This is a genomic window from Sulfolobus sp. B1, from assembly GCF_007050195.1.
GTDB lineage: Archaea > Thermoproteota > Thermoprotei_A > Sulfolobales > Sulfolobaceae > Saccharolobus.
In genome coordinates this window covers 1-11,246 of the sequence record NZ_QIMI01000052.1, presented here as the reverse complement: position 1 = coordinate 11,246, position 11,246 = coordinate 1, and the positions used below count along the sequence as shown (strand labels likewise).

Annotated in this window: 11 protein-coding genes, 1 tRNA gene and 1 pseudogene; 7 read left to right on the top strand and 6 right to left on the bottom strand. The window is 35.6% G+C overall.

The genetic code is table 11. The annotated features are described in order from the left end of the window. A pseudogene (locus DMP16_RS05115) lies at nucleotides 1-333 on the bottom strand (hypothetical protein); the annotation flags it as partial. Nucleotides 334-445: 112 nt separating this feature from the next. Here DMP16_RS05115 and speD point away from each other — a divergent pair. The 6 genes from speD to glyA all read left to right on the top strand — a co-directional run bounded on the left by speD (nucleotide 446) and on the right by glyA (nucleotide 6,667). Next, entirely contained in the window at nucleotides 446-847 is a 402-nt protein-coding gene (speD, locus tag DMP16_RS05110) for an adenosylmethionine decarboxylase (protein WP_069282447.1), read from the top strand. Nucleotides 848-949: 102 nt separating this feature from the next. Continuing rightward, on the top strand, nucleotides 950-1,999 hold the full coding sequence (locus DMP16_RS05105) for a hydroxymethylglutaryl-CoA synthase (protein WP_069282448.1): 1,050 nt from the start codon (nucleotides 950-952) through the stop codon (nucleotides 1,997-1,999). Further along, on the top strand, nucleotides 1,996-3,084 hold the full coding sequence (locus DMP16_RS05100; RefSeq protein ID WP_069282449.1) for a thiolase family protein: 1,089 nt from the start codon (nucleotides 1,996-1,998) through the stop codon (nucleotides 3,082-3,084). Before DMP16_RS05105 ends, DMP16_RS05100 begins: the two co-directional genes overlap by 4 nt. Before the next feature lie 5 nt (nucleotides 3,085-3,089). After that, the gene (locus tag DMP16_RS05095) at nucleotides 3,090-3,491 is read left to right on the top strand and encodes a Zn-ribbon domain-containing OB-fold protein (protein ID WP_143576944.1); all 402 of its coding nucleotides are present in this window, start codon (nucleotides 3,090-3,092) and stop codon (nucleotides 3,489-3,491) included. Further along, the gene (hmgA, locus tag DMP16_RS05090; protein ID WP_069282450.1) at nucleotides 3,488-4,720 is read left to right on the top strand and encodes a hydroxymethylglutaryl-CoA reductase (NADPH); all 1,233 of its coding nucleotides are present in this window, start codon (nucleotides 3,488-3,490) and stop codon (nucleotides 4,718-4,720) included. Before DMP16_RS05095 ends, hmgA begins: the two co-directional genes overlap by 4 nt. Nucleotides 4,721-5,365: 645 nt before the next feature. Beyond that, nucleotides 5,366-6,667 (top strand): serine hydroxymethyltransferase, encoded by a 1,302-nt coding sequence (glyA, locus tag DMP16_RS05085; RefSeq protein ID WP_069282451.1) that lies wholly within the window; start codon nucleotides 5,366-5,368, stop codon nucleotides 6,665-6,667. Here glyA and DMP16_RS05080 read toward each other — a convergent pair. The 5 genes from DMP16_RS05080 to DMP16_RS05060 all read right to left on the bottom strand — a co-directional run bounded on the left by DMP16_RS05080 (nucleotide 6,660) and on the right by DMP16_RS05060 (nucleotide 10,325). Further along, complete coding sequence (locus DMP16_RS05080) at nucleotides 6,660-7,070, bottom strand: universal stress protein (RefSeq protein ID WP_069282452.1); 411 nt, start codon at nucleotides 7,068-7,070, stop codon at nucleotides 6,660-6,662. The genes glyA and DMP16_RS05080 overlap by 8 nt on opposite strands. Continuing rightward, nucleotides 7,067-8,092 carry a phosphorylating glyceraldehyde-3-phosphate dehydrogenase gene (locus DMP16_RS05075; protein WP_069282453.1) on the bottom strand — a complete coding sequence of 342 codons (1,026 nt, stop codon included), beginning with the start codon at nucleotides 8,090-8,092 and terminating at the stop codon, nucleotides 7,067-7,069. The genes DMP16_RS05080 and DMP16_RS05075 overlap by 4 nt, the downstream gene beginning before the upstream one ends. Beyond that, the gene (locus DMP16_RS05070) at nucleotides 8,073-9,320 is read right to left on the bottom strand and encodes a phosphoglycerate kinase (protein ID WP_069282454.1); all 1,248 of its coding nucleotides are present in this window, start codon (nucleotides 9,318-9,320) and stop codon (nucleotides 8,073-8,075) included. The genes DMP16_RS05075 and DMP16_RS05070 overlap by 20 nt, the downstream gene beginning before the upstream one ends. 46 nt (nucleotides 9,321-9,366) lie before the next feature. Next, the gene (locus tag DMP16_RS05065; RefSeq protein WP_255446804.1) at nucleotides 9,367-10,131 is read right to left on the bottom strand and encodes a hypothetical protein; all 765 of its coding nucleotides are present in this window, start codon (nucleotides 10,129-10,131) and stop codon (nucleotides 9,367-9,369) included. Between the two features lie 120 nt (nucleotides 10,132-10,251). Then, nucleotides 10,252-10,325 (bottom strand) — tRNA-His (locus tag DMP16_RS05060). A 342-nt stretch (nucleotides 10,326-10,667) separates the two neighbouring features. Here DMP16_RS05060 and DMP16_RS10940 point away from each other — a divergent pair. Next, nucleotides 10,668-10,823: a hypothetical protein gene (locus DMP16_RS10940; protein WP_185957816.1), complete on the top strand. Its 156-nt coding sequence runs from the start codon at nucleotides 10,668-10,670 to the stop codon at nucleotides 10,821-10,823. Nucleotides 10,824-11,246: the final 423 nt, after the last annotated feature.

Here is an 11,246-nt window from a genome sequence, read left to right as displayed (position 1 = left end):
CGGGCTACCATTCAAAGTGATATAAATTACTGTTTTTTGCAATTTATGCGGCTCTATATTCATTATAGTACTATTATACAAGTATCTAGTAATGTAAACTGTTCCAGGTGGAACATACCTCAAAACAATTGTAACGTTAAGGTCTTGTGTAAAGACGCCATTATTTTGACCCACTATCTCAAATGCAATTATGTTTTTATAATTAGGTAATACTCTCCAGAATATTGGCATAATTTTAATATTAACGTCGTTTTGTAGATAAAATATTACTCCGATCGACGCTATTATAATAAGGACGATGATTAGTAAAACGCTTCCTAATCCTAACTTCATACGGTAGAGTAGTACATACTAAACAAATATAACGTTTATCCAAAGGCAATCACTAACAGTTACACTTATTATTCACGAGTTATCATTAAGGCATGGGGCTAAAGAAAGAGAGATGTCAGAACAAAAGTTCCTCATAAAAAATATCTCCTCCCCCTCAGCTGAAGATAGAATAGTAGGCAAACACGTATTTGGAAACTTGTACGATATAGATGCAAGCAAACTAACTGATAAAGAGTTCCTAGAGAAATTAGTACTTGAAGCCGTGAAAATAGCTAATATGAAGCTAGTAGAGATTAAAAGTTGGTCATTCGGTGGGAAAAAGGGTGGAGTATCAGTTATAGCCCTAGTTGAAGAAAGCCACATAGCACTTCATACCTGGAACGAATACAATTATGCAACACTTGACGTCTATACTTGTGGTGAAGACAGTAATCCTCATTCGGCCTTCATGTACATAGTAAATGCCCTAAACCCAAAACGCTATCAAATGTTTTATGCTGATAGAAGTTCATAGGTTTTTTATTCTAGCCTTTTTTTATTTCATTCGACAACTGTCTAATGGGGTAGTAGACAATAATCGAAAACCTTATATTTATTCGATAATTCTATATGTACAATGTATTCTAGCATCATAGGTTGGGGTGCGTATATACCTAGATATAGAATAAAGGTATTAGAAATAGCTAAAATGTGGGGATACGATGAAACTGTTGTTAAATCCTTGGGATTATCAGAAAAATCAGTTCCTAACTTTGATGAGGATTCGACAACCATTGCGTGGGAAGCTTCAATTAACGCAATTAGAAGGGCTCAAGTGGATCCGTCTAAAATAAAGCTGGTTCTTTTCGGATCTGAATCGAAAGTTTATGCTGTTAAACCTACGTCAACAATACTAATAGACGCATTAGGAATTTCAAATTACACTGCCACTGCTGATATGGAATTCGCTTGTAGAGGTGCGTCAGTAGGCTTAAGATTAGCCTCAAGTTTTGTTTTGAATAATGATTCTTATGCCTTAGTAATTGGAGCTGATACAGCTCAATCTAATCCAGGAGATGTTTTAGAATTGAGTTCAGCTGCTGCAGGTGTAGCATTCGTTGTAGGAAAAGCTAGCAAAGAGAACTCTGCGGGGATAATAGAATATTCCTCTTCTTATACTTCTGATACCCCGGACTTTTGGCGTAGAGATGGTACGCCTTATCCAGTACATGGTGAAGGATTTACAGGAGAACCAGCATACTTCAATCATATAATAGCTGCAGTAAACGATCTTCTTCAAAACAGTGGTCTAAAGGTCTCTGACTTTGATTATTTTATATTCCATCAACCTAATGGCAAGTTTCCAATTCAAGTAGCAAAGAAATTAGGAGTTCCACTAGAAAAAGTTAAACAAGGGTTAGTCTCGCCGTATGTAGGGAACCCTTACAATGCATCAGCTTTATTAGGATTAGCTAAGGTTTTAGACGTTGCCAAACCAGGTGAGAGAATATTAGTTGCTCCATTCGGAAGTGGTGCTGGCAGTGACGCCTTCAGTATTTTAGTTACAGAGGGTATCCTAGAGAAACAGAAGTTAGCTAAGAGTGTAGAATATTACATAAACAACAAGAAATATTTGTCTTATGCAGAATATTCTAAGTACACTAACAAGATTAAGGTGTATGAATGATGGATGTATATGCTAACGCAGCTTCAATAATCCCAATAGATAGGTATTACGAATATGATCTATATGATCTTGTAATTGAGTCCTTTAAGAATTTAGAACAGCAATATGATACATCGTCAAGAGGCATAGATCTAATAATAGTAGCCAATGCGTATTCTCAAAAATTAAATAGCAACTCCCTAATAGGTCCTAAAATTGCTAAAAAACTAGGAAAAACAGATATACCTTCTTTTAGAGTTGAGAATGGTGATGCTAGTGGTGGGACAGCATTACTAATGGGGTATTCTGCTATAAAGAGCGGATTAGCTAAATCAGTAATGATAATAGGTGTTGAGAAACAAACAGATTATCCGTCCAAATACTTTAATGAGGTTCTATCTACGTGTCTTGATGAACAAATGTACTATAATGGTGTTACCCCACATTCCATTGCAGCAATTATGATGAAGAAGTATATGAGTAAATACAACGTACCTAGGGAATATTTCGCAAATTGGGCTATAAAAATGCACCAAAACGCAGTAGAAAATCCATTCGCTTATCTGAGATTTACAGTTGACTTAAACACAATATTAAGCTCACAAATTGTATCAGATCCTATAAGGCTATTTGATATAGGAGCTAGAGCCGATGGCGCTTCAATAGTAATATTATCAAGTGAAAAGACATCCGAATCTATCAAAATTAACAAGATAGAATCAACTCAATCTAGGTTAGACTTTTCTCCTTCCTTACCATCCATTAAGACACTAAGGAGCAAAATTGAGATAAAAGATGTTAATAGAACTTTATTTGAAATACATGATTCATACAGTGTTATCGCCGCTATTATGTTAGAAGAGTTAGGTATAACTGAACCTGGAAAGTCATTATATAACTTGGATAGTCTTAACGTTAATCTATCTGGTGGGCTTAAAGCTAGAGGGTATCCGGGAGGTGCTTCTGCCGTATATCAACTATCAGAAGTTTATATGCAATTACTTGGTACCTTTAAAGGTAAGAAGATAACTGATGCGGAAAGAAGCATTATAATATCATCAGATGATTTAGGATTAGTTAGTTATGGAATCGAATTAACGAGGTGAGAATAATGAAAATAGCACCACCACAAGTTTGGAGAAACAAAAAATTCATGTATAAATTGATAGCTAGTAAGTGCAGAAAATGTGGAAATATAGATTTTCCATACTCACCTTATTGTACAAAATGTGGAAATTCAGATGTAGAAAAGACTGAACTAAGTGGAAAAGGTAAACTAGTAACCTTTACCGTATCATACCAAAGTAGGGAAGGTTTTGAGAAATCTTTACCCAGTATTATAGGTCTAATTAGGCTGGATGAGGGGGCTGAAATTATTGCTCCCATAGTTGATACAGAAATCGATAAATTAAAGGAGAATGCTAGAGTAGAAGCCACGTTAAGAAGAGTCTATAAGGATTCCTATAATGGACTAATACAATATGGGATCAAGTTTAGGGTAGTTGAGGAATGAACATTGATGAGGTAGTAGATAAGATAGTAAAGGGCGAAATTTCTTTTCATGAAGCTGATAATTTTTTGGAAGCTAACGCATCAATGGTTGCTAGAAGAATGGCATTAGAAAAAATCTTAGGAGTTCAACTACCATCGATAGGTTCTACAATCATAGATTATACTGAAGTAAAGAATAGAAATGCAGAGAATGTTATCGGAGCAATACAAATACCCTTAGGAATTGCAGGTCCAATAAAGGTTAATGGGGATTACGCGAGGGGAGACTTTTACGTACCTTTAGCTACTACTGAAGGCGCACTAATAGCTAGCGTTAATAGAGGTGCTAAGGCAGTATCATTAAGTGGAGGCGTTAAAACTAAAATATTAAAAGATGAGATGACTAGAGCTCCCTTATTTAAATTTGATTCGATCGAAGATATTCCTGAATTTATTGAATTTGTAGAAAAAAACTTTGACAATATGAAGGAAATAACTAGCAAAGTAACTTCTCATGGAAAACTGAAATCAATAACACCATTTGTTTTAGGTAATAACGTTTGGCTTAGGTTTTCATTTGAGACTGGGGACGCCATGGGAATGAACATGGCAACTCTAGCCTCAGAGGAGATTTGTAGATATATAGAAGATAACTTCCCTAAAGCTAAATGTTTAGCGGTAAGCGGAAATATGTGTAGTGATAAGAAGCAAACTAACGTAAACAGCCTATTTGGTCGTGGGAAAACAGTAGTTGCTGAAGCTATAGTGAAAAAAGATGTTATAAATAACATATTACGTTCTGATGTTAACTTAATAAACGAGATAAATCTGAGGAAGAATTGGTTGGGCACTGCGAGAGCTGGATCGTTAGCACAATATAACGCGCATTTTGCCAACATAATTGCTGCAATGTTTATTGCAACTGGTCAAGACTTAGCTCAAATAGTTGAGAGTAGTTCTGGTTATACATGGACTGAAGTAAGAGGAGAAGATCTCTACATATCAATTACCTTACCGTCATTAGAAGTAGGAACAGTAGGTGGTGGAACTAGATTACCTACCCAAAGAGAGGCATTAAGTATTATGGGAGTCTATGGAAGCGGAAATCCACCTGGATATAATGCCAAGAAATTCGCCGAAATTATTGCTGCTACAGTTCTTGCTGGTGAACTAAACCTCTTAACCGCATTAGCAAATAAAGAGTTAGGAAAAGCCCATAAGAAATTGGGTAGAGGAATGGTCTTGAAATAACTACATTTTTATCTGCTTCCTCTTTTTCCTTAAGAAACTACTATATGAAATAAATTATGATCTTAATTTATGATCTATATCCTTTTTCCATTACTACAACAACATTTTAACACTCTTTTTACGTAAATAGTGTGTGTGGACAACAATTTCGTCCAACTGTAAAATTTTTTATGCAAGAGTCTATTGCGGAAGAATATTTTCAGCTATTTTGCTATTGTGTTTCTCGTTGAGTTAGGTGAGTGCTAGGAAATCAAACACATTCTCGCCCTCACCCTAAAAATACTTTTCCACAGTAAAGAAAATTCAATTCATATCAACCAAATTGTTGTCCACACACTAAATAGTTTTACAAATAATTACCTCCCGATAAGAGCTCAAGCCCCAAAGTTAGACCGCATATTTGCCGGTCATGCGAGCACACTTCAATTAGATTTGAATGAGTCCCATGACTCACTTACAATAAGGTGCTTATGGACTAACCTCCCACATATGACCTTGATTTGCAATCAAATGAGAGAAATTATCACGTAGTGACAAACGATTAGACTTAATTATCATTAATAATAGTTGAAACTATTTACGTGAATAGGACTTGCTTCCACTACTCATTAAAAGTTTATAAACGTTATTAAGCATATAACTATTATGCCATTCCCTAAAGAGGTAGAAAGAATCCTTGAACTTACAAAAGAACAAAACGTTTGGAGAAGAACACAAGCACTAAACCTAATTGCATCAGAAAACGTGATGAGCCCATTAGCAGAAAGCGTATACATGAGCGATTTTATGTCTAGATATGCTGAAGGAAAACCATATAAAAGGTACTATCAAGGAACTAAGTACATAGACGAGATAGAAACTCTTACTATGGAACTTATGAATGAAATAACTAAGTCAAAACATTGTGACTTAAGAGCAGTAAGTGGAACTATAGCAAATGCTGCAGTATTCAGAGTCTTAGCTGAGCCAGGGGAAAAAGCATTAATAGCCCCCGTACAAGCTGGTGCTCACGTTAGTCATACGAAATTTGGTACGCTAGGAGCTTTGGGAATTCAGCATATAGAGTTACCTTTCGATATGGAAAATATAAATGTAGATATAGATAAATCGATAAAAATGATAGAGGAAATAAAACCAAAATTCGTCGTATTAGGAGGGAGCTTATATCTATTTCCTCATCCAGCTAAAGAGTTAGCTCCACATGTTCACGCTGTCAATGCAAAATTAGTTTATGATGCAGCCCACGTTTATGGCTTAATTGTAGGTGAAGTGTGGCATAATCCCTTACAAGAAGGAGCAGATATCATGACAGCTTCTACACATAAGACCTTTCCAGGTCCTCAAGGGGGAGCAATATTTGCAATTAATGACGAACCATTCAAACAAATTTCTAAAACAATATTTCCTTGGTTTGTCAGTAATCATCACTTACATCGTTTACCAGCAACTGGAGTTACTGCAGTTGAAATGAGAGAATATGGTAAGAATTATGCCAGTCAAATAGTTAAAAATTCTAAAAAGTTGGCTGAAGCGTTAGCAGAAAGAGGCTTTAAGGTAATAGGTGAACATTTAGGATACACTAAAAGCCATCAAGTAGCAGTTGATGTTAGACGATTTGGAGGGGGAGAGAAAATAGCCAAATTGTTAGAGGACGCTAATATAATAGTAAATAAGAATCTCCTACCTTACGATAAGCCAGAGGCTGTTTCAGATCCGAGCGGACTCAGAATAGGCGTGCAAGAAATGACCAGATATGGAATGAAGGAAAATGAAATGGAAGAGATTGCGGACTTATTTAAGAGCTTGATAATTGATAGAAAAGATGTTAATGAAGTTAAAAGAAAAGTAATAGAGTTTAGGAAAAACTTCCTTGAGGTTAAGTATACATTTGATAACATAGAGGAACTATCAAAATATTCCTCCAAAGTGTTGAGATTAATCATCTAACTAGAATTACAGTAACTGGAGCATTAATTGATAATGCTAACGCTGTAGATCCTATGTTTATTTCACTGTTTACTGAAGTACCTCTAGCCCCCATTATTACTGCATCAAACGATTCCTCACCTATTATTTTTAATAATTCATTAGACACACTCGTCTCTTTTAAGTTAGTCTTTACAAATTTGAGCTCATAATCCACTCTATTATTAATCCTCCTTTGAATAACCGATTTCATTATCTCTAGATCGTTGCAGTCATGACATACGTGAACTACAGTTATTTTAGAGCCGTACCTCATCCCAAAATCTATAGCTAAATCCAATGCCCTTAAACTATTCTCTGAGCCATCAATAGGAACTAGAATCTTTCTCATCCAGAAACTAACGAAGTATGAAGGCTCACTCATAATATATACCCTCCTCTTATCCCTAACGTAGTATTTGTCATTTTGATTGATTCCTCTTTAGTTACTAAATTAAGAGATGCCCTAATAGCATCTATATTCTCGGGAACTACAATAGATTCTTGATGCACCGCATACATTAACATTACCTCATCATCCTTAGTGTAAACTGAATCCTCAAACACCATAACCTCTGGTATGTCATTCCTCTCAAGCCTCATATCTCTCGCTATTTCCACTATTTCAGCAGTAGAGCTAATCTCGTATTTAGAGGGGATTAGAACTATCCTAGGTGTATTAGCAAAAGTTTCTAAAACATCTTCTCTTTTAACCTTATCCTTAACCTTTATATCCAGGAAGTGCATATGCATAAGCGTTGTAGGAGCAACAACGGCCATAGTTATAATATCCAAATTCTTAATTACAGTATTGACATCTTTCGCGTGATGACTTGGAATCTTTGCTGGATCAGGGGTTAAAGAGTTGATTGGACCTCTTTTAACTTCCTTAGGATCAGCAGCTCTCCTAACTATAGTAGCCCTTACCCTATCTACTTTAGATAATTTATTACTGATAGTACATATAACTCTAAGAAGAGCAGTAGTATTACATGAGACTACCCTAACATATTTCTTACTTACAGCCTCATCATAATTACATAAAGCAGAAAAGGAAATATCAGCTACATCAGCCTTCTCTCCGCCTTGAAATATTGCATTTCTCTCAAATTTCTGGTACTCTTGCTTATATTGAGCCCCAACACCATTAGGAGTGGCATCAACGATAACGTCAGCCTCCTTAATTAGTTCAGATATAGTGCCAGCTGGAGTTATACCAACTTCTTTAAACTTACCTAAACTTTGCTCTGGCACATAAATCTGTATACCTCTACGGTAAGCTATTAAGGCTTCATAATTTGGGTTAGTCTTTGCCACGCCTATTAGCTTCATATCTGGCTGTCTGATTATAGCATCGGCTACCCTCTTACCAATAGTACCATAACCATTAACTCCCACTTTTATCATGTCTCATCCCCACGGACATAGATAAAGCCTCTAATGCGGGTAACTTTTCTCCAGACAAGAATAAAAGTAAAGCTCCTCCTCCAGTGGAAATATGCACCTTGCCGGAATCAATATTAACGTCTTTATCTATAACGCTAATCATATGTCCACCCCCTATAATAACGTATCCCTGCCCTTCCAAAGCTGATTTCAAAACAGATTTACTTCCTCCCTTAAATCTTTCATCTTCAATTACTCCCATTGGACCTCTTAATACTACTACTTTAGCGTCTTTTATAAACGAGGAATATACTTCACTCGTGGTAGATCCTATATCCTTAATAACTCCAGTAACCTTATTCGCAGGTTCTTCCATCACGTTACCATTGTTTTCTACCTTATAATCAACCGGTATCTCTATCGGAGCTCCGCTTAGTAATATTTTCCTTGCTCTTGGAACTAAACTTAATATTCCTAATTTTTCTAAAACCTCAGCATTCTTTTGACCTATACTCATACCCTTGGCTATGGCGAAAAGTTCAGCAACTAATCCACCAGTCAATATCCTATCAGCTATTCTCTTCTTAACCAAATTTTCAATTATCCTGATAGTATCATGAACCTTACCTCCACCTAATACAAAAACTTTTGGAGAATCCTCTGGATTAAAAATCTTAGCTAACGCAGATACTTCCTTCTCCATCACTCTTCCAGCTGCTGATGGTAAAGCTAAAGGAAAGCCTACGATACTAGGCTGACTTCTGTGAGCTGTAGCAAAAGCGTCATTAACATAAGCATCAAACAATGGAGCTAACCTTTTAACGATAAAACTTCTGATGTGCTGTTGCGGAGGGGCTTCAATTAATTCCTCTGACATGAGTCTAACGTTATCTAGCAGTAGAACTTTACCTTTATCCAGTTTCTTTATCTCCTCTCTAGCATGTGGACCAATTACATCTTCCACAAAAGCTACTTCTTCCCCTAAGTGTTTCGAAAGTAATTTAGCGTGCTGTTCTAAACTAATGAAATCTTTATCACCCGGTCTTCCTTGATGAGAAATTAAAACTATACTATTTGACTTATCCATTAACTCTTTAATTGTAACTACATGGGCTCTTATTCTAGAGTCGTCTAAAATCTCACCATTCTCCCCTACCGGAGAATTAATATCTATCCTTAGTAAAATTTTTTTCGAGTGTAAATCTATATCATCTATTGTGGGGACATTAAGATCTCCTATCTTAATCAGATTAAATCCCCGAGTTAAACTTAGGAAAATTTGGATAATAACTTTTTCAACAGCGCAACGAGTCGATAATAAAATGGTCCCAAATAAGAGGGATAAGAGCCTTAGTCTTAAGCTGATTCACAAAAATTTGTAATTCAATCTGTTTTGCGCTAACCCTGTTTGTCGATATTTTAGGTTCAGATAGACTAAAATATTCTAATGCCTTCTTTAAAGGTTCAACAGATTCTAAACCTTGATTAACCTTACATTCAGCAAGAAGCTTTAGCCTAGTTCCATCCCCCACTTCAATATCTCTTAAATTACAGTTTAACCCTAAATTTTTCTCTATAACATCCTTTAGAAGAGACTGGAACGTGTAAGGGACACTATATAAGTTAACTCCATAGGGAGGAAAAAGCACTTTAACATGACCTTTAGCTTCTGTTATGTTCTTTACAATTAAATCTATATAGAAGAATATGAAGAGAGAGCCACAAAGTCTAAACTTAAAAATCTTAATCTCACCTATAAACCCATGATTATCAACGTTATTCTTAATAGCATTAGCTAATTCCAATTCCTTAAAGTTACCATTTGTAACTATCATTCCTTTCACGTTTATGAGATTCTTTATCTTTTCATCCTCAGAATATTGAATTATGTACAATTTAAAATTTTTTAGTCCAATCTTTTTTATTGACTTTACAAGCAAATTATATACAAATAATAATAATTTGTTATGAGATATTATTATCCATTCTCCAAATTCATCAGTATAAAACGGGTCTTTCACTTCACTGTCCTTATCCCTCTTAAATATATCAAAAATCAAACTCTAAGCCTCTATAAATATGATGCTATTGAGGTTTAAATCCTTAAATATAATAAAGATTGAGAAAACACAAGAATGGCAAAAGCAAAGATTTGATTAACTATTTGAATAAAATGAAAGGGCTCGGGCCGGGAATTGAACCCGGGACCTCCGGGTCCACAGCCCGGCGCTCTCCCAGGCTGAGCTACCCGAGCCATGGGAGCCGTTTATTAATTTTAATTTAGGGCATTTTAAACTCTTTCTTCCTTTCACTATTAAAATTAAACTACTTTTGTTGGTTTGGATTGCAAGTCTAATTTGTAAGTTTTTCCATTCCCTTGGTGAATCCACTACTCCTTGGAACACTCAAACCATTGTTATAGTCTTTACGCTCATACTATTAGTAGATTCAAGGCTAAATCTCTAAACTGCTTAGAGCACTAGATTTTCTCAATAGATCTCTACAATTCTTACTTTATCCCTAACTAACGTGATGATTTCAGATAAGAGATGTCCTTAACTTACTTCTCATCTTATCCTTATGACTGAACAAGTCCATGAATGATGAAGATTCGTTAAGCGTTAAAAATTCATGGAAAAACTCTAAAGCATTCGTAACACTCATTGCAATCAAAAACATAAGGGGATCTCAGTTAATAACAAGAATGAAAATACGTCCAAGAAGATTGAAAACCAAAAAAGGAAAAAGATAAAGAAGTGAAGGCTATAACTTACGGAAAATATACCGCAATATATCCAGTAACTAAGAAATATGCTCTTATAATTTCTTAGCCTCTTAATCCATGCCTCAATAACTATTATACGCTATGTTTTCCAAATATTTAATATAAATTATATAATTCTTTAAATATAGAAATAGAAGTTATAAATGAAAAAGAAAATCTAGCCTTTTAAGGCGGGGAAATGTTTTAAACTCCTTTTTCCCACCTCTTCCTATGACACTCCATTCTGACTGACTTCAATACCATGAGGAGCGGGAGCCGATCATTACTCCCGCAATACCAGGGCGTCCGTACAATCGTTGTTAGAGTGTTACCTAGTGAGGCACAGCATAAAAGTGGGAGTTAATGGAGGAAGTAAATCTGTTTTGAAATCAGCTTTGGAAGGGCAGGGAT

Coding starts and splice junctions, on each gene's coding strand:
- speD (WP_069282447.1), top strand. CDS start 446: ATGTCAGAACAAAAGTTCCTCATAAAAAATATCTCCTCCCCCTCAGCT.
- DMP16_RS05105 (WP_069282448.1), top strand. CDS start 950: ATGTATTCTAGCATCATAGGTTGGGGTGCGTATATACCTAGATATAGA.
- DMP16_RS05100 (WP_069282449.1), top strand. CDS start 1,996: ATGATGGATGTATATGCTAACGCAGCTTCAATAATCCCAATAGATAGG.
- DMP16_RS05095 (WP_143576944.1), top strand. CDS start 3,090: ATGAAAATAGCACCACCACAAGTTTGGAGAAACAAAAAATTCATGTAT.
- hmgA (WP_069282450.1), top strand. CDS start 3,488: ATGAACATTGATGAGGTAGTAGATAAGATAGTAAAGGGCGAAATTTCT.
- glyA (WP_069282451.1), top strand. CDS start 5,366: ATGCCATTCCCTAAAGAGGTAGAAAGAATCCTTGAACTTACAAAAGAA.
- DMP16_RS05080 (WP_069282452.1), bottom strand. CDS start 7,070: ATGAGTGAGCCTTCATACTTCGTTAGTTTCTGGATGAGAAAGATTCTA.
- DMP16_RS05075 (WP_069282453.1), bottom strand. CDS start 8,092: ATGATAAAAGTGGGAGTTAATGGTTATGGTACTATTGGTAAGAGGGTA.
- DMP16_RS10940 (WP_185957816.1), top strand. CDS start 10,668: ATGAATGATGAAGATTCGTTAAGCGTTAAAAATTCATGGAAAAACTCT.